This is a genomic window from Pseudoalteromonas sp. OOF1S-7 (assembly GCF_022347765.1).
Taxonomy (GTDB): Bacteria; Pseudomonadota; Gammaproteobacteria; order Enterobacterales; family Alteromonadaceae; genus Pseudoalteromonas.
Window position 1 is genome coordinate 248,562 of record NZ_JAKRFZ010000003.1, and the last position, 19,561, is coordinate 268,122.

The 19,561-nt window shown below is 51.6% G+C and carries 18 protein-coding genes; 9 read left to right on the forward strand and 9 right to left on the reverse strand.

All coding sequences use genetic code 11. From position 1 onward, the window contains the following. Window positions 1–10: 10 nt before the first annotated feature. The 4 genes from MHN33_RS05970 to MHN33_RS05985 all read right to left on the reverse strand — a co-directional run bounded on the left by MHN33_RS05970 (window position 11) and on the right by MHN33_RS05985 (window position 5,365). Window positions 11–1,264 (reverse strand): lipopolysaccharide biosynthesis protein, encoded by a 1,254-nt coding sequence (locus MHN33_RS05970; RefSeq protein ID WP_239397103.1) that lies wholly within the window; start codon window positions 1,262–1,264, stop codon window positions 11–13. 254 nt (window positions 1,265–1,518) lie between these two features. Continuing rightward, window positions 1,519–3,012: a sigma-54 dependent transcriptional regulator gene (locus MHN33_RS05975; RefSeq protein WP_239397104.1), complete on the reverse strand. Its 1,494-nt coding sequence runs from the start codon at window positions 3,010–3,012 to the stop codon at window positions 1,519–1,521. A 148-nt stretch (window positions 3,013–3,160) separates the two neighbouring features. Next, a complete protein-coding gene (locus MHN33_RS05980) occupies window positions 3,161–3,712 on the reverse strand; it encodes a hypothetical protein (RefSeq protein WP_239397105.1) in 552 nt (183 codons plus the stop codon). Between the two features lie 12 nt (window positions 3,713–3,724). Beyond that, window positions 3,725–5,365 carry an LruC domain-containing protein gene (locus MHN33_RS05985; protein WP_239397106.1) on the reverse strand — a complete coding sequence of 547 codons (1,641 nt, stop codon included), beginning with the start codon at window positions 5,363–5,365 and terminating at the stop codon, window positions 3,725–3,727. Between the two features lie 275 nt (window positions 5,366–5,640). Here MHN33_RS05985 and MHN33_RS05990 point away from each other — a divergent pair, with 275 nt between their 5' ends. From MHN33_RS05990 to MHN33_RS06010, 5 genes are all read left to right on the forward strand, one after another. Next, window positions 5,641–6,390: a hypothetical protein gene (locus tag MHN33_RS05990; RefSeq protein ID WP_239397107.1), complete on the forward strand. Its 750-nt coding sequence runs from the start codon at window positions 5,641–5,643 to the stop codon at window positions 6,388–6,390. Window positions 6,391–6,546: 156 nt separating this feature from the next. Then, the gene (locus MHN33_RS05995; protein ID WP_239397108.1) at window positions 6,547–7,794 is read left to right on the forward strand and encodes a WecB/TagA/CpsF family glycosyltransferase; all 1,248 of its coding nucleotides are present in this window, start codon (window positions 6,547–6,549) and stop codon (window positions 7,792–7,794) included. Window positions 7,795–7,796: 2 nt separating this feature from the next. Beyond that, on the forward strand, window positions 7,797–8,480 hold the full coding sequence (locus MHN33_RS06000; RefSeq protein WP_239397109.1) for a sugar transferase: 684 nt from the start codon (window positions 7,797–7,799) through the stop codon (window positions 8,478–8,480). Window positions 8,481–8,725: 245 nt separating this feature from the next. Next, a complete protein-coding gene (locus MHN33_RS06005) occupies window positions 8,726–9,862 on the forward strand; it encodes a polysaccharide pyruvyl transferase family protein (RefSeq protein ID WP_239397110.1) in 1,137 nt (378 codons plus the stop codon). Beyond that, a complete protein-coding gene (locus MHN33_RS06010; RefSeq protein WP_239397111.1) occupies window positions 9,822–10,754 on the forward strand; it encodes a glycosyltransferase family 2 protein in 933 nt (310 codons plus the stop codon). The genes MHN33_RS06005 and MHN33_RS06010 overlap by 41 nt, the downstream gene beginning before the upstream one ends. A 20-nt stretch (window positions 10,755–10,774) precedes the next feature. On the opposite strand, the gene MHN33_RS06015 is transcribed toward MHN33_RS06010, so the two are convergent. After that, window positions 10,775–11,650 (reverse strand): hypothetical protein, encoded by an 876-nt coding sequence (locus tag MHN33_RS06015; RefSeq protein WP_239397339.1) that lies wholly within the window; start codon window positions 11,648–11,650, stop codon window positions 10,775–10,777. A 20-nt stretch (window positions 11,651–11,670) separates the two neighbouring features. Next, window positions 11,671–12,519: an alpha/beta hydrolase-fold protein gene (locus MHN33_RS06020; protein WP_239397112.1), complete on the reverse strand. Its 849-nt coding sequence runs from the start codon at window positions 12,517–12,519 to the stop codon at window positions 11,671–11,673. A 159-nt stretch (window positions 12,520–12,678) separates the two neighbouring features. Here MHN33_RS06020 and MHN33_RS23845 point away from each other — a divergent pair, with 159 nt between their 5' ends. Then, window positions 12,679–12,813, forward strand: coding sequence for a hypothetical protein (locus MHN33_RS23845; protein ID WP_275442604.1), 135 nt, complete (start codon window positions 12,679–12,681; stop codon window positions 12,811–12,813). Between the two features lie 73 nt (window positions 12,814–12,886). On the opposite strand, the gene MHN33_RS06025 is transcribed toward MHN33_RS23845, so the two are convergent. After that, entirely contained in the window at window positions 12,887–13,993 is a 1,107-nt protein-coding gene (locus MHN33_RS06025; protein WP_239397113.1) for a tRNA nucleotidyltransferase, read from the reverse strand. 91 nt (window positions 13,994–14,084) lie between these two features. Here MHN33_RS06025 and MHN33_RS06030 point away from each other — a divergent pair, with 91 nt between their 5' ends. Further along, window positions 14,085–14,999 carry an AAA family ATPase gene (locus tag MHN33_RS06030; protein WP_239397114.1) on the forward strand — a complete coding sequence of 305 codons (915 nt, stop codon included), beginning with the start codon at window positions 14,085–14,087 and terminating at the stop codon, window positions 14,997–14,999. A gap of 9 nt (window positions 15,000–15,008) precedes the next feature. After that, a complete protein-coding gene (locus MHN33_RS06035; RefSeq protein ID WP_239397115.1) occupies window positions 15,009–16,103 on the forward strand; it encodes a general secretion pathway protein GspB in 1,095 nt (364 codons plus the stop codon). Between the two features lie 9 nt (window positions 16,104–16,112). Here MHN33_RS06035 and MHN33_RS06040 read toward each other — a convergent pair whose 3' ends face one another. Next, entirely contained in the window at window positions 16,113–17,315 is a 1,203-nt protein-coding gene (locus MHN33_RS06040) for an HD-GYP domain-containing protein (RefSeq protein WP_239397116.1), read from the reverse strand. Between the two features lie 176 nt (window positions 17,316–17,491). Here MHN33_RS06040 and MHN33_RS06045 point away from each other — a divergent pair, with 176 nt between their 5' ends. Beyond that, window positions 17,492–18,814: an amidohydrolase gene (locus MHN33_RS06045; protein ID WP_239397340.1), complete on the forward strand. Its 1,323-nt coding sequence runs from the start codon at window positions 17,492–17,494 to the stop codon at window positions 18,812–18,814. On the opposite strand, the gene rluA is transcribed toward MHN33_RS06045, so the two are convergent. After that, entirely contained in the window at window positions 18,792–19,445 is a 654-nt protein-coding gene (gene rluA, locus MHN33_RS06050; RefSeq protein ID WP_239397117.1) for a bifunctional tRNA pseudouridine(32) synthase/23S rRNA pseudouridine(746) synthase RluA, read from the reverse strand. The two genes, MHN33_RS06045 and rluA, sit on opposite strands and share 23 nt — an antisense overlap. Between the last annotated feature and the right edge of the window lie 116 nt (window positions 19,446–19,561).

Genomic DNA, 19,561 nt, shown 5'->3' on the forward strand with positions numbered 1-19,561 from the left:
GGGCTCCGGATCATAAAGAAGATTTTGCTGCGCCGGCGTAACAACGTCTCAGCGCAAAGTCTGCCAATGGGAAGAGCAGCCACAGTGCGCTGCAACTCACCAGTACGGCGGCAAGTAAAAGGGGTTGATCAGGCTGTATCATTAACAGCCCGGCCAGGGAAACGAGTAAACAGTAGGCGTTCAGCTGACATTCCCGGGCATAGCAGCCATTGCTTCTTTGTATTACTGCGTAACTATCGGTCCATACGGTGCTGGTGGCAATCAGGCATAGTAAGGCGCCGGTGGTAAAGCTGCCTTGCCAGTGTTCACTGAATACCACAGGCACATACCAGGGGACCAGTAACGCCTGTACAATAAAAATCGCAGACACGGCCATCGTAATGGCGAGCAGCAGCTGGCTGTGTCTGGTACCGAAATTGCCTGCATTTTTAAGTTTGCAAACAAACGGGTAAAGTGCAGTGGTGTAAGCCTGAGCAACCGATATCGCCAGCCCGACGCCGACACTTTTAGCGAAGCTATATAAGCCAAACAAGTCGGGAGTCAGCAGGCGTGCTGCCACGAACATGTCTATATTGACACGCAGCGAGCGCAGGATTTCACTGCCAGCGAGCTGGGTGGACGCTTTAAGTAGCCGGGTAAACACTGCTTTGCTGAACTGGCCCGTCATCGCCGAAGTGGGGACAAAGGCAAAGCAGCCAAGCCATAATACGGTGAATGCCCATTTGCCAATCACCACGGCCAGTAGTCCGGCGTCGAGGTACAGTGCAGCAGCCAGAGCTAAGTTTTCGGTGATAATACAGACGCTGCTGATCAGGCCGAACAGGCCCATTTGGTTGCGTCTTTGCATCAGGAAAACCTGATTACAGACCAGCGGAAATACCAGATAGGTCAGCGCCATCAAGGCAATCAGCACTGTCATGTCCTGACCCGGAAACAACCAGGTACTGGCAATTGCGAGCAGAATTTGTACCAGGCATAAGGCAACACACAGCAGCCACTGTAATAACCGGCCGTTTTTCAAAAAAGCGGGTAAGTCGTCATCACAGGCCCGGATCACCTGTGCGCCGGCACCAGAGCGCAGCAACAGCCTCAGCACTTCATGTACCGTCAGCGCCAGCATGGCCGTGCCATACTCAGTGGCAGACAAACAGGCTGCCATCGCCATGATGCTGATCAGCCGCGAGGCCTTGGCAACCACCTCGGCACCGATCAGATAAGAGGTATTGCTGAGCAGGGTCCGCATTGTGCTGGTTGGGTGTGTCATGGCATCGTTCTCTCGTTATCAGATACCTTTACTAACCAAAATCCGTACCAAGGCGAGCTGAGGCTCTAAAAGAATTCAAGAAAGCCTATTAGTTATATGTTTTTAAAATACTTTATTTGTAATTTAGATTGCCTGATTTGATCGTGAGGGGGGTATACAGAACGTGCTTAGGTAAAACTTAAGGTGTGCAGATCGCATTTTGCGACTGGGGTTTTGCAATTTGCGATCTGCGAATGGGGGAGCACCCGATAAAATCAGGCACCGGTATGTTTATCTCCCCATTGCTGTATTTTGCGGTACAAGGTCGAAGGGCTGACTTCCAGCAAGCTGGCTGCTTTCACCACGTTGTCATCACACGCGGCAATGGCTTTTTCAATGGCGATACGCTCGACCTCAGCCAGCGAACAGATCTGACTTTGTGACGGGATCTCGGCTGTCTGCAGAGGCGGTGTATAGCCGCTTTGCTGCACACTCAGCGATGGCTGCGGAGGGTTACTGCGCATCGCGCCTGATTGGCCGTTGAGCAGGGCCTGGGCATCGCTGGGTTTAAGTTTAAGCTGCATTTGCAACGTGTCTTCGGTGATAAGCGGTCCGTCAGACATCACCACACAACTGTGGATGAGGTTTTCGAGCTGACGTACGTTACCCGGCCAGTCGTAGTGTAAGATCAGTTGCTCGGCGGCGGGTGAGAAGCCCACAAACACTTTGTTTTCAACTTCGCTGAACTTGCTTAAAAAATGCTGCGCGATTTGCAGCGCATCGTGATCCCGCTCATGCAGCGCTGGTAAATCAATTGCAATTACGTTCAGACGGTAAAACAAGTCTTCCCGTAAACGCTGATCCGCAATCGCCTGGTGCGGCTCGCGATTGGTGGCGCAAATAAACCGTACATCGACTTTTTCCTCTTTACCGCTACCCACCTTCTGAAAGGTGCCAGACTGCACAAAACGTAAGATCTTGGCCTGCAGGTTCATGTCCATTTCGCCAATTTCATCGAGAAACAGGGTGCCACCATCGGCCTGAGTGGCTGCGCCGTCGCGGTTAGTTACAGCCCCCGAGAAGGCGCCCTTGATATGACCGAAGATCTCAGACTCCATCAGCTCGCTGGGGATGGCGGCGCAGTTAATACACACCAGGGGTTTATCTTTGCGGGTGCTGGCGCGGTGAATGGCGTCGGCGGCCAATTCCTTGCCGGTACCACTGGGCCCGGTGATAAACACATTGGCCTGGCTGGGGCCGGCTTTTTCAATGGCTTTGTACACCATTTGCATGGCGATGGAGTCACCCACAAAGCGGTAGAATTGTGATTTAATTGTACTGCGATAACGTTGCAGGCTGGCACGTAACATGTTGCGTTCGGCCACCAGCATTTTGGTTTGCACGGCCTGCTCGAGCGTCAGTTTGATGTTGCCCATTTCGAAGGGTTTTTGCATATAGCCCCAGACCTTGCCCTGATTAATGGCGTCAATGAGGTCTTCGACCTCGGTAAAGGCGGTGAGCATCATGCGAATGGTATCCGGAAAGCGCTCCGCAACCTGAGCGAGAAACTCTATCCCCGACATATTGGGCATCATTTTATCCGACACCACCACATCGATGGGATGTTGTTCTAACAAGGCCAGGCCTTCCTCGCCACTTTGCGCAGTATACACAGTGTAGGGCTCGTGTTTTAGCGCCCGCGTAAGTGAACGTAGAATAAGAGGCTCGTCGTCGACGAACAGCAAGGTGATGTTAGTAACCGGGTCCATGTAATCCTGCCTGAGTTAACGCGTGTTAATAGAAGTATTACACAGTCTTAGACAAATTGAAGCATTAATAAACAAGCAAAAGCACAATGAGAAAACCGCTGTTCAGTAGTCACTGACCAGCGGTTTGGCGAGGAAGCGATTGAACGGATCAGTTAAACTGGTGTGCCACTGTGGTTGCCTGCATCGTCAGTTCGCTCAGCAAATGGTTGCTTTGCAACATGCCATCAACGCTAATCAGCAGGGTCTGGTAATTGACCGGCACATCCAGTGTCAGCGTGAGTTGACCTGCACTGTTAAAGCGAGTGGTTGCCAGCAGGGCTTTGTCGGCCAACGCTTGATCTGCATAGCTTTCAACCACATCGTACAGGGCGTAGATTTTGACCATTTTATTGGCCAAAGAGGCGCCGAAAACATCTTGTCCGCCCAGGTCCAGAGTCACGGATTTAATGGTGCTGAAGTTAAAGTCTGCTTTGACATGCAAGTCGTTGGATGTTTCGGCTGCACTGTCCAGCCTGTCTGGATCCGGGTCGAAATTTGGCGCAGGCTCGGCGGGTTGTGCCGGTGTGGTAACTGTGCTACTGGATGAACTTGCCGGGCTGGTGCTGGTGGGCCCGGATGAGCCGCCTTCGCCACCACCACCGCAGGCGCACAAGGTTAAACACAGTAGGGTCAGGGTCGAAAGTTGGTTAAATGTTGTCATGGTCGTGTCCTCTTAGTGTGCGCTGAATGTGTGGGTGGTGCGTTCGTTAGTCATAAACCAGTCTTGCGCCTGCTCGCCGTTGCTTTCTACCCAGGTTTCATAGGCCGGGTAGGCCCAGATGACATCAAGATACTCTCTGGGGTAGTGCCAGTCGTTACTGATCATCAGTGCCCAGGGCAGGTTTTCGGCGGTTCTGAAATAGCGGTTGGATTGCGCATTTGAGGTGTCATCGGCGGTGTCAAAGCGACTGGTATCAAACTTGTCTGTTGGCGGGTAGTCTGCCAGGTGGATCTCCAGTGAGCGGTCCTGGGTACGATACAGGAAGAAATCAAAATCACTGATGCTGAGTGCATCCAGCCCCTGCTCAAAACGCACATCAAAAGTGTAAGGCACCGGCTCAAAGTAATCACAGGTCATCACCGTATTAAAGTGCTGACACTGGCCAGATTGCCCGGTGGTGGTGAATACATGGGTGTTACTCCACAGCGATAAAACCGCGTTGCTCTGTCCGCTTTCAGCGGTTTTGTCGAAGCTTTGGCCGTTTATGGTCAGGCTGGCTTGTTTGATAAGCCCGGGCTCACTGTTCATCAGACGCAGTGCAAAGCCGTTTTGATAGGCGGCGCCGCGTGCGGTGATCCAGCCACTGATGATAAACCCGCTGATCTGGTTATCGGCGTTGTAGGTCATGCGAATACGCTGCTTTACCACTAAGTCGTTCAGGTCATGGTCGCCCCGCGCGGGCCAGTTATCTTCAAAAGCCAAAGTGGTTACCCCTTGTGCACTGGGGATGTACTGGCTGTAAGCGCGGTTAAAGTCGTTGGGGAATTCATCCAGCTCGTCTTCAATGCCATCGGCGTCGCTGTCGTTTTGCTCGGGCATAACGGTCAGATTGAGTGCAGAAATGGCAGAAGCGGGTGAGCTTTTCACGCTAAATACCGCGTCGTTGAAATCGTTGTCGCCCCAGGTGCGTGGTAAGTCTTCAAAGCCGATGACCACTTCCTGTTGCGCCTCATCCAGCAGCAGAACACAGTGCTGTCGCAGCGTCTCGTTGCTTTCCGGGTTCAGGTTAGACAGTGAGTAGTAGTAGGGGGTTTTAAATGGCTTAACCCCGGTATCATACCAAAAGCCATTGGCAGCGATAAAAAAGCCAATACTGGTGCCGGCGGGAAACTCACCGATGCTGACACGGTGACCATTGGTCAGGTGAGGGTAGCTGAGGTTAGGGAAAACGATGGTTTCCTGCACGTCTTCAGGGGTTTGCGGCGGATTTTGCGGATCAAAGGTAAAATAACCAAAGGAATTTTTATAGCCTGCGCCTTCGTGAATAAAGGTAATAAAGACTTCGGCATCTTCATTCAAGTGAATCGTTGAGCCGGCGTCACCGGTGATAAAGGCTTCGTTAACTTTAGCCTCGGGCAGCGCATTTTGGATCCGCTGAAAAAATTCACGGCTATACTCTTCACGTGCATAGACCATAGAATCCGGCTTGCCGGTAGACTGATTGTAGCCAAATGGCCAGGCTTCGCCAGACTGGAATTGCCAGACATACTGACCTTCGATTTGCTCAACGGCGCCAGCTGTAAACGAGAACAGCCCAGAGGCCATTAAGCCCGAGGCAATTAAGGGATAAAGTGGGTTAGCTAATTTCATCATATTCGCTCCGATTAAAAGTCAGGTTTTTCTTTCTGAGTTAGATATTTCATGAAGCGTGCCAAAACTTAACCTGTTTATTTTCAGTTGCTTATGTTTTTTCTCCTTGTCGCTCTCGGGTTTTTCGCAAATTGCGCTGCATTGCGCTTTGCAAACAAAAAATGGCGCAGGTAGGGCGGTAAAACAACCAAAGCAGTCAGCCAGCAGTACGCCGTGGGATATTTTCTATGATCGGTGCAATACTTGCTTAACGGGGATAAGGAACAAAGGAGGTAAGCATGCACTTTGCGCAATCAGACACTTTGATATTCAGTGTGGCACTGAATGGATATCAGTGGCGCTACCGTCGTTATCTGAACAGTCAGCGTCAGTACGCAAGGCGAATGGGGTACGATTATGTGGTGGTGACCCGGCCCTGGCTGAACCGGCTCGGCGCGGAGTGTTGCTGGCTTAAATTGTTTTTGCTCAAAGCGGCGCTACAGACCGGTTACCGGCAGGTGCTGTTTGTGGATGCCGATGCCTGTATTCAGCCGGGCTGCCCGGCGCTGGAAACCTTATATCAGCCAGACAAGTTTTTGTATCTTGTCAGAGGGTATAGTGGGGTGTTCAACTCTGGGGTGATGCTGATGCGCGACTGCCCGCAGGCGATTGCCTGGCTGGATACGCTGATCACGTCTATGACTGCGCCGGTTGCCGAATCACAGGGGATTGGCTGGGGAGAAAATGGACATGTGATCCATTATGCCCGGGACTGCGAGGGTGTTGCCGAGCTGGAACGGCGCTGGAACAATACCTTTGATGCACAGCTGGATGACTATATTCGTCACTTTAACTATGGACCGCTGAAGTGCTCGTTGCTGGATAAGTGCTTCCATACTCTGATCTTCAAATGCTCACGCCTGCTGCTGGGCCATAGTTTGTCCCGGCCCGAAGAGCAGGCACATAAACTGGCTGTGGTACAGTCACGAGTCCCAGGGGTTATGGCGCAGATCCAAGCTCTATACTCGCGTTACTTTGCAGCCCGGTGAGCGTTTTTCAAAATAAAAAAATTCCTAAAATGCAATGCACTTTAGCGTATCGCAATCTCAGATGAAATTTAAATAATACATACAAAACAATGGATTAAAGGTTGGCACGGTCCTCGCTATTCCTCTTGTGTAATTCACTAAATACGGGAGAAAGCGATGTCATCTTATCTTAATTCGCACTCATCACAGGCAGGTAACCCAGGTGTGCGCAATGCACTGCGTTTTTGTGCAGCGCTGTTGCTGATCATTGCTTTATTACCCCTGTTTTTATTTAACACGGTTGCGGCGCTACTGTGTTTTAAAGCCCCCCTAACCCGTCAAACCTGGATTGATATCAGCGCTCAGCCCGTGCGGCTGCTACGCTGGCAGGCTGGCATCTTCAAAGGTAGTGCAGCGGTACTGAATGTGCTGAGCGGAACCATTCATTTTGTTGGCAACCCACTGGTACGCGCGGGTGTAAGTATTCCGGGGACGGCGCGTTTATGCTCCCCTTGCCACAGACCCGGTCTATTCGACAGCCTGTGGTTATATAGCTTGATAGGTCTGAGCACCGAAAAGCCGCTGGTTTTATTGCACCAGCAGTGTCGCCAGAGTGCTTTTGCCGATACCCTGCTTATTGTCAGAATTGCGTTATGTCTGGGCCTGTATCATAAATCAGCGGTCATGCCACCGCACAGCACCTTGTTTGGCATTCCGTTTAGCAATACGCGTATGCACAGTGCCGTCGACTGGGTGGTGCACGATAGTGCTCATCAGGCATGTCGCTCGGCTTATTACATCAACGCCAACTCAGTAAACCTGTCTGCCCGAAACGCGCAGCTATATCAGGTGTTACGCAGCAGCGATCGTAACTTTATTGATGGCTCGGGTATGCGTATCGCAGCGCGTCAGGCAGGCATGAGCCTGGCCGACAACAACAATGGTACCGATATGCTGCCTGTGCTATGCCGCGCAGCCATCACCCACAAACGCTCGCTGTTTCTGCTCGGTGCTCAGCCGGGTGTCGCTCAACAGGCCGCCACAAACTTACGTCAGCAGTTTCCCGGGTTACACATTGCGGGTGTACAGCACGGTTACTTCGATGATGATGAAGCGGTTGTAAACCAGATAAATCAAAGTGGTGCCGATATTGTGCTGGTCGCCCTGGGCTCACCACGTCAGGAAATCTGGATAGATACCAACAAACACAAGCTTCAGGCGCAGTGTGCGCTGGCGGTCGGCGGCTTATTTGACTTTTTCTCGGGCAATATAGCGCGTGCGCCTATGTGGATGAGAGAGCTGGGTCTTGAATGGATCTGGCGTCTAATTCTGGAGCCTAAAGCCAAGTTTAATCGCTATGTGCTCGGCAACCCGATTTTCTTATTCCGTGTTTACGTATTACAACAAGCTTTGCGAGGACTTTAATTATGTATAGCATCAAAAAAACCACAGTAACTCAGTTCACCCCGGTTTCAACGTCTGCCTCTGGACAGACAAAACTGGATGGTCGTCACCACGGTATCCCCGCCAGTTTACAGCGCTTGGCCGCGATTACCGGCTTACTGCTGCTCAGCCCATTTTTGCTGATTCTGATAGCACTTATCAAGCTGGAAAGTCAGGGTCCGTGTGTCTATAAACAAATCCGTGTTGGCAAGTTGGGACGTCGTTTTATGTTGTATAAGTTCCGTTCAATGTATGTACCGGAAGACCCGCGTTTTCGTAACCCGGATCCAGCACAAAGTGACCGTGAAGGGGTCTGTGCCAAGTATCGAAATGATCCGCGTATTACCCGCATAGGTGCGTTTATTCGCAAGTACTCCATTGATGAGTTGCCACAGTTACTGAATGTGATACGCGGAGACATGTTGCTGATCGGCCCCCGCCCGGCATTGGAAAAAGAGCTCAACGCTTATCAGCCAAACGATCTGGGACGCCTGGACAGTGAGCAGGGGCTGACAGGACTGTGGCAGGTAACAGGTCGCGCCGACACGACATTTGCGCAGCAGGTGCAGCTGGATAAACAGTATATCATGGAACAAAGTGCGCTGAACGACGTAACGATTTTGCTTAAAACCATTCCTTGTGTCCTTGGTGCCAAAGGAGCTTATTAACCCTGATGGGAGTCATGATGTTGCACCCACTTAGTGTTTTGCCATAAAACCACCGCTCGCCGGTGGTTTTTTGTTTTGAAAAAGCCCATTTCTATTTTGGTAATTCTTACAAAATAACGCGTCGCCTTTTGCAAATTAGTGCTGCCAAACGCGTAGTGAAAATAAAAAACATATTAAAAACAATGCCTTGAAAGCTGGCATGACAGCTGCAATAACTCAGTATCTTAACTTAGCGAGGCAGCACAATGGCAGCAAAAAACAAAGCTTATATTGTCGGCTATTACGGCATGCGTAACAGCGGTGATGATGCGCTCATGCTGGCGTCGGTGATGGGAGCCCGGCATTTTCTGAACAGCGAGCAGGTGACGGTCAGTGCACCAGCAGGTGACCCTCTGGTGAGCCAGTTGAATTGTATCGGGCAACAACCCCTGTTGTTTCGAGGTCATCAGCGGTTGTGGCATTATCGCCATGCCTATGGTGCACAACATGTGATTTTTGGTGGCGGTTCAGTACTACACAGCAGTCGTGATATCGCCCTGAAACGTCACATGATGGCACTGAGTGGTCGCAACCAGGCGATGGCGCTGGGCGTGGGTATTGAGCCGTTTAAAACCCTGGATGACGAACTGCAGTGCAAAAAGTTTCTCTACGAATGTGGCCTGGTTACGCTGCGTGATAAGCAAAGTTACGAGATTGCTGAGGCGCTGGCCCCGCATGCCAACCTGAAGCACACCTTCGACCTGGCGCCGTCCTTGTTACACCATCTAAAAGGCAAGCTGAATCCGGTTGTGCGTCAGGGGGTTGCCTTTAATTTTTGCCCGCAAGCCATTGATGCGTTTGGCAATGTTAATGAGCACAATGAGCTGCGCCGGATTGCCAAAGCAGTTGATCTGATCACTACGGTGTGGAGTTTTACCAACGAAGACATTTATTTGATTGATCTGAACGATCAGGCACAGGGCAGTGACCGGGCTATTCACGACGAAATTGAGGCGCGCCTGCCTGATTATGTGACGGTTAAACGGATCCGTTATGTGCCGAACCCTGCCAGTATTTTGCAGTGTATGGCGATGTTCAGGGTCGTCGTCGGGATGCGATTACATGCACAAATTTATGCCTATATGACGCAAACGCCCTTTATCAGCCTGCAATATCACACCAAATGCACACAATGGAGTGAGCAAATTGGTCTGCCTGAGCAGTACACGTTTGATGCCAATGAGTTTAACCCGGATCCCGTGTTTCGGGTGATCTATCGGGGTCTGGACCGCAGCTTTGACGCCCCCAGCCTGGCCATCGGTCAAGCCACTACTTTGTCCCTTTCTAACTGGAGCGAACACTATGAACACCATCCAATTCACAGTCGTTATTCCGCTGTATAATAAAAGCGAGTGCATTGTCCGGGCACTGCAAAGTGTTCATGCACAGCACCATCAGGCTGCAGAAATCATCGTAGTCGACGATGGCTCGACCGACGATAGCCCGCAAAAAGTGATTGATCTGGGCTTGCCCAATTTACGTCTGGTACGCCAGGCCAATCAGGGTGTCTCTGCTGCGCGCAATAAGGGCGTTAAAGCGGCAAGCAGTGATTTTGTGGCATTTTTGGATGCCGATGACACCTGGAGCCCGTTCTTTTTGGCACGTATGGCTGAGCTGATCCAGCGTTTTCCACAGGCTGGCCTGTTTGCCTCGCGCTACCAAAAGGTGCGGGACAACGGGGAATATATCGACGCCAAAATCGCACTCACCAATTGGGCACCAGAGGGGTACGAGATGGATAATTACTTTGAGGTGGCGGCGAATGGCGATTTACCGTTTACCATGTCGAGTTTAGTGGTCGACAAAACGGCATTTAACCAGTTAGGCGGCTTCCCGGTGGGCGAATGGATGGGGGAAGATCAGAGTTTCTATGTCCAGGCTGCTCTGCAGTCGCGCATTGCGTATTCTCCTGCCGTTGAAAGCTTTTATTTCCTGGGGGCACCGGGCAGTGTCTGCGATAAGGCGCCACCCACTCAGCTCTGTCCGTTTGCCGAACGCCTGCTGAGCGCCATTAAAAACGGCGAGGTAGCGCACACCGCGATGGCGCATAAGTATGTAGCGACCCATATCTGCGACCTGGCCAAGCGCAACATTAAGCACCGCTTGTATGGCCAGGCGCTTCGCCTGTTGGTCAACCCGGTGGCGCGTGCCAAACCTTTACACTGGAGTGCTTACATGATGCTGAGCCTTTGCCGTGCCACCCTGTCCAGAGTGTCGTTCGGGCTGATCCGATAATTGAGCGCTGAGAGCAGCGCTCAGGGTGCCTGCTGCTTGTCCCTTAGGGTATCTATGATGCTGGCATCGACCCAGTAGATATCAACATTCTTGTTATCGTCATCGACCCCCCGGTTAAATAGCAGGTATTTGCCATCGGGTGTCACCGTGGCATAGGCATCCCATTTATCTGAATTGACGGCTTCGCCCATATTGATTGCTGGCCCCCAGCCGCCATCCGGTAGTTTAAAGCTGATATAGAGATCTGAGTCACCAAAGCCCGTCTCGCGCTCACTGTCCCAGATCAGGTAGCTCTCATCGGGCGCGATAAAGGGGTGGGCGGTCATGTCACCCGAGTTAACTACTGTGCTCATTACCCGAGGTGGTTGTCGCTGGCCGTTCACGACCTCGGACATGCGCACAACTTTACTTTTATAATCGTCAAAGACATAGGTGCCTTTGGCTGAAGCCGATAAGCGCATAATGCCCCAGTCTTCGCGGTCAAACATCGGGCCCAGACTGATGCGCTCTGTCCAGCCATTGCCCTGACGCTCCCGGTAGTCTTCGGCCATGTGCATGCGCTGGCCATTGGGCGAAAAGCTCACTTCGCCGGTACGTAAAAATTCGGTAAACTTTACCCAGGTATTATGCTGCTGTCTGAATCCAACCACAGTTGGGCGAAATCCGGTTTTGTCTGGTCCTTCATAGACACCCCTGTCAAGGGTGAAATAGAACTCCTGCATGCCGGGGGCAAAAACGCCTTCCAGTTCCCACCCTGCCTTTGAAACAATGCCGGGGGCAAAGGGCACAGCGGTCATCCCAGGTGGTGTCTGGCCCATCAGCGGACCGCTGATTGTGCCAAACTCGTCTTCTGCCTGCACCAAGGGGCTTGCCAGCAAAGAGCTTAATGCGATCATCGCCAGTGTTCCTGATTTCTTCATCGTGTTGCTCCTTGTGCGGTGCGCTCTGCTAACCATTTTATTGCACGCACCCCCGTCAGTGGGGCGGCGGTCTGGTGGGTGCCATCTATCTCGGCAAGCTCCACATGTAGTTGGGGATTGTTTTGGGCTTTAAGAAAGTTAAACAGCCCCTTAATATGCGGGCTCAGTTTTTCTTCCTGGCTACCGTGCGACAAATAGACATTGGTTTTTGTTTTAGGTGTTCTCTGGGTAGGTACTTCGAGGAGCTGTGCCAGCCGCCATACCGACGGGCTGCCAAGCAGATAGTTGTCAAAGGTATCGGGTTGGATTAGCAAAGTATAGGCGCCAAATAACCCACCCATGGAGTAACCAAAGTAACTCTCACTGCCAGGTTTAACACGATAGTGCTGTGCAATATAAGGCTTGACCTGGTTGCGGATAAAGTCGATATGGGCGTTGGCTCCGCCGAACTGATATTTTGCCTGATTCTCAGGCTTAGTCGACGGGGCGAAAGAGTAATCACGAAAGCGACTGGCATGAGCACCGACGTCGCGCTTTATTGGATCTGGCATATTGGTTTGCCAGGAGATGCCGACCAGGATGGCGTCTTCCATCAAAAAATAGGCGGCAGAAGCCAGCATTTCAATGTGCCAGGTCATATCGGTGTAATACAGCACCGGATGTTGCTTTTGTGCCGAATAATTTTCGGGCAGCTGAATAACCAGTTGATACATCCGTTCGGTGTCAGCCTGAATCAGCGGGACAACCTGGGTTCTGGGCATTTCATAGGGCACAGACTTGCTGCTGGCCAGCAGCTTCATCGGCAGCAGCAGTGCAAAAATCAAGATAATAATACTTTGTGTCATGGTTGTTCCTCAGTTGTTGAAGGTCGCGGCGTGAACAAGTCTGTCACCGCAGATAACGACACTGTATTTGCCAGCCGGAAAAACGCATGATGTTTCCTTGATATTCGGCTGAGTTTTTTATCCGGATATTAAAAGTATTACTTTCAAAAGGTTATATTTATGTTAAGCAGCTTGGGGCAGGGGAGGGGGCTAGGCGGTATGGGCGTGTTCCGTCAGGCTGAGCACGAGTCTTTGGCGAATACTGACATAGTGAAAGGTGGTAAAGCTATTACTTTGCTCTGTCAGTTTGCATAGCAATAGCTGTCATGATCAAGCGCAATAACGCCAGGGTCGTTGCAGGCGATAGTTCGCTGATTGCTGTAGTGTCCTAACCCTCAAACAAGGCGCTGATGGCTTGCATTTTGAGCTTGTCCATTTCGGTTTTAATTTGCGGGCCCTTAAAACCGAGCGCAATAACATCTTGCGCATTCACTTTGGCACCAAGCAGATGGGCTTGTGCCAGCATGTCACAGCGCTGTGCCAGCTTATCGCTCAAGGTCTTGGCGGCTTTGCACATCAGTGTCAGGCGTTGTGGTCGCCGCCAGGCATCCAGCGCACTGAAAAGCTGCATTATCGTGTGCGTCTGCCAGTCATCACTGTGCAATAAAGGTAACGCCGTTTGCAGGTCACGCAGCGCTTCGCCGTAGGCCTTGGGGATTTTAAAGTCCTGCTCCAGGTGATAGCCATTGAGCTGCGCGCGATGCTGCCATAGTGCAAAGCTTGTCAGCAGGTAGTCATCATCTTGCTTTTCCAGTTTGCTGGTACAGGTTTTAAGGTGCTTGCTGTCGTCGCTCGTCCAGGTATCCTGCCATGGCATGACCAAAGAGAGCGCGCTGAGGCTGGCCAGTACTTCGGAAAAAACTTCGATGGCGCCATCTTTGAGGGATTTTTCAATTTCCTGCCATACCCGTTCTTTGGTGAGGGTTGCCAGCTCACCGTCTTCAACCATGCGTTGCATTAGCGCCTGTGTTTGGGGGGCAATGGTAAATCCAAGATGATGATAACGGGCAGCAAAGCGGGCAACTCGCAATACCCGCAGGGGATCTTCGCCAAATGCGTCGCTGACATGGCGCAACACCCGGGCGTTGAGATCTTGCTGGCCATGATAAGGGTCGATGAGTGTGCCGTCCTCATCCTGGGCAATGGCATTAACCGTGAGGTCGCGGCGCATTAAATCTTCTTCCAGAGTAATACTGGGGGCAAAATCACAGATAAACCCGGTGTAGCCCCGGCCCTGTTTGCGCTCAGTGCGTGCCAGTGCGTGCTCATCTTTACTCTCAGGGTGCAAAAACACCGGAAAGTCTTTGCCAACCTGCTGATAACCAAGCTGTTGCATTTGCTCAGGGGTCGCGCCAACCACTACATAATCACGTTCCACAATAGGGCGTCCAAGGAGCTGATCACGCACTGCGCCACCGACCAGGTAAATTTTCATGGTGAATTCCGTATTGAAAAGCAAACAAGGTTTTAACTTGTGCCGTTTTTTTGCCATTATAGGCCCCATTCTAACAAGAAAGAGACGAGCCGTGTATTTACGTTATTTTGGTCTGACCGAAAAGCCGTTTTCGATAGCACCAAACCCGGAGTTTTTGTTCTTAAGCGAACGCCATAAGGAAGCGCTTGCTCATCTGACTTACGGCCTGGGTGATGCCGGCGGCTTTGTGCTGCTGACCGGTGAAGTGGGTACAGGTAAAACCACCGTGACCCGCAGTATGCTGGCACAGTTACCCGACTCAACGCAGGTGGCATTCATCCTGAACCCGGCATTGTCGGAAATGGAACTGCTGGCAAGTATCTGTGATGAGTTGAGTATCGACTATGATGCGAATAACGCGACACTCAAGTCACTGACCGATGTGATCAAGGCGCGGCTGCTGGATAATCATCAGCGCGGTGGCCATACTATGTTGATCATTGATGAAGCACAGCATCTGGCGGCAGAAGTGCTGGAGCAGTTGCGATTACTTACTAATCTGGAGACCGACCATAAAAAGTTACTACAAATAGTGCTGGTGGGTCAGCCTGAGTTGCAACAGCTGCTAAAGCGCAATGAACTGCGTCAGCTGGCACAGCGCATTACGGCACGTTATCATTTATTACCGCTGACTGAGTCTCAGGTTTTTGCTTATGTGAAGCATCGCCTGAATAAGGCCGGCTGCCAGACCAGCCTGTTTGAGCCTCAGGCTATTGCCTATATGCACCAGGTGACCGCCGGGATCCCCAGGCTGATCAATTTGCTGGCCGATCGGTGTTTACTGGGCGCATACTCTGCGCAGCAACAGGTTGTGACTAAGGCCATTTCGATGCAGGCTGCCAAAGAGGCGCTACCTCTGGATCTGGTGCCGCAATCCGGCGAGAAAAAGGTCAATATGCCGGTGCTGATTTCAGGCTGGGTGGCTGCCATGTTTGTGTGTGGCATCGGTCTTTCGTATATTTTTTAGTGGTGTGATATGTCGTACCTAATCAATGCATTAAAACAATCTCAACAAATCGACTCAGAGCAGGATTACCAACAATCACGTCATGAGCAGCAGGTCCGCTTTTATCGCCGTTTAAGCCTCACTCTGGGTGGCGCGCTGATCAGCGTGTGTTCGCTGGGGGCGGGATATTTTGTCGGTGAGGCCTTTCAGGGGGAGCCGCAAGAAGAAGTCATCGCAAGCGTTGCACCTAAGAGCAGTGACGTCGCCGCGGAGGCTGTGGATAAGCAGGCAAAGACACTACAAAGTGGACAACCCCAGGCTGAAAATACCCCAGCTCCTGTCAATCAGGTTGTGGCCAATAACCCGGCCTTGATGCACAGCGGACAACTTGTAAATCAGTCCATGAATCAGAGTATTAATCCGGTGGGTAATCCTGTGATGCACAGTGCACAGCGTCAGATCCACTATCAGTGGATGTCGGTTCAGGTTGGGTTTGATTCGCAGGGACAGCCCGTTTATTCGCAACAGCTGGTGCCCGTGTCGGCTAATGGTCAAATTTTACAGCAGCCCGTTGGTAATCAGTATGCGGCAACACAGCAGGCCTATCAGCCTAACAACTCGCCTGTTTTTGCGGCCAATCAGGGGCAACAGATACAGCAGCCACTTGAAGATCTCAGTGGTTACCGAGTGCTGGGCGTGCCGCTGGAGCAATCTCGTGCTAATGCTGCGCGACAGGCAGCTGAGCGGGAGGAGGCTCAGGCGTTGGCAGGTGTACCAGACGAGCTGAAAAAAGCCTTTGAACAGGCGGTGGAAGAAACCGCGCCTAAGTCGGAACGAATTGTCTCTGAGGTACTGTCCAGTACCAAAGGGTCTGCACGCGCGACGCCGGTTGAATTACTGCCCCCGCAGCTTCAAAACAGTTTGCCAAGGCTGCGCTATCAGGCTCACATTTATGCCACTGACGCGGAGAAACGCTGGATCAAGTTGAACAATCGAGAGCTATATGAGGGCGATAACATGGGGGCCCTGCAGCTGGTGGAGATCACTCCAGAGCAGGCTATGTTTGACTTTGACGGCATAGAGTTCACGCTGCAGGCCATGCAGGACTGGCCCGACGGTGAATAATTACGCCGTTCAGGGCACCATGGTGTGGCGGAAAAAGCGGATCAGGTCAATGCTGAACTCTTCCGGTTTTATCGCCGCTTCCAGTTCATCGGTTACGCGCTTGTCGGCCAGGTCTATGTCTTTTACTTCGGTGTAAAGCATGTTTTTAGCGTGATAAAACACTTTCACCACCGGCTTGAGTGGCTCTGTGGGGTTACTTGAGGCGACAATGCCAATGCGCTCACTTTTCAGTTTTACCAGTGTGCCCACCGGGTAGACTCCAATACAATTGATAAAGTGTGCCAGCAGCTGGGCATCATAATGATCCGGTGTGCCTTCTTTTAAAATACGAAAGGCGCGGATTGGTGTCAGCCCCACTTTATATACCCGCTCGGCTGTCAGCGCATCATAAACATCCACAATGGCCGCCATACGAACATACTGAGACAACTCGTCGGCTTTTTTGCCAAACGGATAGCCGCTGCCGTCCAAACGCTCATGATGAAACCCGGCAATTTCGGTGGCTATCTGCCCCAGTCCGCTTTGGGCAACAATTTCATAGCTGTATTTGGCATGATCCATCATTAAATGGTATTCATCGTCACTGAGTTTACCGGGCTTGTTGAGGATCTCATTGGCGATTTTTATTTTGCCAATATCGTGCAGCAGTGCACCGGTGGCCAGCTGTTCGATGATAGTGCGTTCCAGGCCAAGGTGCTTGGCAAAAATACTCATTAAAATCGAAACGTTCAGCGAGTGTTCGAGTAAATAGCTGTCTTTTTCGCGGATCCGAGCAATACAGGCAAGGGCATCCTGATTGCGAAATATGGAGTCAATAAACCCGGACGCGGTTTGTTTAAATTCCTCGACGGCGATGGCTTTACCTGCTTTGACATCCGCAAAGGCTTTTTCCTGAAGGCCTTTGGCTTCCGCATACAAGGTGGTGGCCAGGTCCAATTCGGCCTCAACACTGGTGGTTTTATGCCAGGGGTCGTGCACCGTGACATTGTCCTGATGAGTTGCTTCGGACTGCTCAGGTTGCGCCTGCGGTTTGGTTTGCAAGGTTTTGTCCGGGTCTATTTCCACTTCCAGCACGCCGGCCTTTTGTAAAGCACCGATAGCGCTGGGGGTACGTACCCAGCCCTGGCTCTTTACGCGCACATGGCCGGCTTGTTGGGTGACGCTGACAACAAACATACCTGGTTTTAAGTCATTGATTGTAATCGTTTTCACGGCCGCAATGAGATAGTGGTTCAGACTCTAAGCTTAGCAAAGCTTAAGCAGAAAGAAAGGAATAATCTGGCTTGTTTGTCGACTTCATTACCGCCGCAATGACACAAAGAGGTTGCAATTCGCATCAATTCTTCGCAAATTGATATCAACCCTAAAAAACGGTAAGAATAACAATGATGAAAACACTACTATCTGCATTATCACTCGCGCTGGTAAGCCATAATGCGCTGGCATATCAACTGGATTCCGAAGTCACCCGGGCGATGCCCGAGCTTGAAGCCCTTTATGTACACTTACATCAGAACCCTGAACTTTCTTATCAGGAAGCGCAAACGGCCAGGCGGTTGGCTGCTGAACTCAAACAACTGGGCTTTGAGGTTACCGAGCAGGTTGGTGGGCACGGTGTTGTGGCCTTGCTGCGCAATGGCGAGGGGCCTACGGTAATGATCCGCGCCGATACCGACGGTTTGCCGATTGTCGAGCAAACCGGCAAACCCTACGCCTCCAAAGTACGGGTGAAAGATGCCAGCAATAATGAAGTGGGCGTAATGCACGGGTGTGGCCATGATATTCATATGACCAGCTTTATTGGCACTGCTCAGCAGCTGGCGAATAACCGCGACCAGTGGCAGGGCACACTGATGATGGTGGCACAGCCGGCAGAAGAAGTGGGTGCGGGCGCAAAAGCTATGCTCAAAGAGGGGTTGTTCAGCCGTTTCGCCAGACCGGATCACGTACTTGGGCTACATGTCAGTGCTTCTCTGCCTGCCGGCCAGGTCGCCATTGCGCCCGGGTATGCGCTGGCCAATGTTGACTCGGTAGACATCATTGTACGTGGTAAAGGTGGCCACGGTGCCTATCCACATACGACGGTGGATCCTGTGGTGCTGGCATCAAGAATTGTATTAGCTGCGCAAACCATTACCAGCCGGGAGATCTCGCCGCTGAAGCCGTCGGTTATCACAGTGGGTTCCATTCATGGTGGCTCTAAACACAACATCATTTCTAATGAAGTGAAGCTTCAGCTGACACTGCGTTCGTACGATCCGGCAGTGCGCGAACAACAAATAGCGGCACTGGAGCGCATGACTCAAGGTATCGCACAAAGCGCAGGCTTACCACCCGAACTCGCCCCGATAGTGTATGTGCACGAAGAGGAAAGTATTCCGTCAACCTATAATACGCCGGAGCTGGCAGTGCGGGTAGAAAAAAGCATTCGGGCCGAACTGGGCGAAGATCAGGTCGTTAAAGCCGAACCTGTGATGGCGGGAGAAGACTTTGGTTTGTACGGCCGCACGCCGGAAAATATCCCGGCAACCATATTTTGGCTGGGCGGCGTAGAGCCGCAAGCATATCAGCAGGCCCAGTTTTCGGGCGAGCCTTTGCCGTCCCTTCATTCGAGTAAGTTTGCGCCAGACTATCCGCTGACCATCAAAACTGGTGTACGCGCAATGACGGCCAGTGCGCTGGACTTGTTTAAAACGGTACCGGCGCTGTAAAGGTCATCATTTGTTCTGATATTGGGTGGCGGATCTGCAACATCTCGGCATGCAGTTGCAGCCGGGGTGCCGCTGCCAGTGCCTCGTCCTGTGCATAGAGCCGGTCGCCCAAAATAGGATGACCCAGAGACAGCATGTGTACACGCAACTGATGCGAGCGTCCGGTAATGGGTGTCAGCTTGACCCGGGTTGCCTGTGCTTCGTACGCCAACACCTCAAAATGCGTCAGTGAAGGCTTGCCAGTCTCGTGGCAGACCATCTGTTTCGGGCGGTTCGGCCAGTCGCAGATCAGTGGCAGGTCTACCGAGCCACTGGACTGAGCTAACTTACCATGGACCCGGGCAATATAGCGTTTGGCGGTCAGCCGGTCCTGAAACTGAATACTGAGAAAGCGATGTGCTGCTTTGTGCATCGCCAGGCACAGCACCCCAGATGTTGCCATATCCAGTCTGTGAACAATTTTTGCATTCGGGTAGACGAGGTTGACCCGGCTGATCACGCTGTCCCAGTGTTTAGGATCTTTACCTGGAACACTCAGCAAGCCACTGGGTTTGTTTAATACCAGCATTTGCTCATCCTGATAAAGAATATCAAGATAAGGGTCGGTAGGGGGAGCGTAATTTACTAACACGGATAACCTACAATAGGTGTTTATTTCAGGGGCCGACATTTTACCTAGCGTAAAGGCAAAAGGCCAACCACAATACATGTAATCTCTTGTTATTGACAGCTGCCAATGGATCAGTG

What these genes read in the sequence shown, in the direction of transcription:
- MHN33_RS05970 (WP_239397103.1), bottom strand. Translation starts at nt 1,264, where the DNA reads ATGACACACCCAACCAGCACAATGCGGACCCTGCTCAGCAATACCTCT.
- MHN33_RS05975 (WP_239397104.1), bottom strand. Translation starts at nt 3,012, where the DNA reads ATGGACCCGGTTACTAACATCACCTTGCTGTTCGTCGACGACGAGCCT.
- MHN33_RS05980 (WP_239397105.1), bottom strand. Translation starts at nt 3,712, where the DNA reads ATGACAACATTTAACCAACTTTCGACCCTGACCCTACTGTGTTTAACC.
- MHN33_RS05985 (WP_239397106.1), bottom strand. Translation starts at nt 5,365, where the DNA reads ATGATGAAATTAGCTAACCCACTTTATCCCTTAATTGCCTCGGGCTTA.
- MHN33_RS05990 (WP_239397107.1), top strand. Translation starts at nt 5,641, where the DNA reads ATGCACTTTGCGCAATCAGACACTTTGATATTCAGTGTGGCACTGAAT.
- MHN33_RS05995 (WP_239397108.1), top strand. Translation starts at nt 6,547, where the DNA reads ATGTCATCTTATCTTAATTCGCACTCATCACAGGCAGGTAACCCAGGT.
- MHN33_RS06000 (WP_239397109.1), top strand. Translation starts at nt 7,797, where the DNA reads ATGTATAGCATCAAAAAAACCACAGTAACTCAGTTCACCCCGGTTTCA.
- MHN33_RS06005 (WP_239397110.1), top strand. Translation starts at nt 8,726, where the DNA reads ATGGCAGCAAAAAACAAAGCTTATATTGTCGGCTATTACGGCATGCGT.
- MHN33_RS06010 (WP_239397111.1), top strand. Translation starts at nt 9,822, where the DNA reads ATGAACACCATCCAATTCACAGTCGTTATTCCGCTGTATAATAAAAGC.
- MHN33_RS06015 (WP_239397339.1), bottom strand. Translation starts at nt 11,650, where the DNA reads ATGATCGCATTAAGCTCTTTGCTGGCAAGCCCCTTGGTGCAGGCAGAA.
- MHN33_RS06020 (WP_239397112.1), bottom strand. Translation starts at nt 12,519, where the DNA reads ATGACACAAAGTATTATTATCTTGATTTTTGCACTGCTGCTGCCGATG.
- MHN33_RS23845 (WP_275442604.1), top strand. Translation starts at nt 12,679, where the DNA reads ATGTTAAGCAGCTTGGGGCAGGGGAGGGGGCTAGGCGGTATGGGCGTG.
- MHN33_RS06025 (WP_239397113.1), bottom strand. Translation starts at nt 13,993, where the DNA reads ATGAAAATTTACCTGGTCGGTGGCGCAGTGCGTGATCAGCTCCTTGGA.
- MHN33_RS06035 (WP_239397115.1), top strand. Translation starts at nt 15,009, where the DNA reads ATGTCGTACCTAATCAATGCATTAAAACAATCTCAACAAATCGACTCA.
- MHN33_RS06045 (WP_239397340.1), top strand. Translation starts at nt 17,492, where the DNA reads ATGAAAACACTACTATCTGCATTATCACTCGCGCTGGTAAGCCATAAT.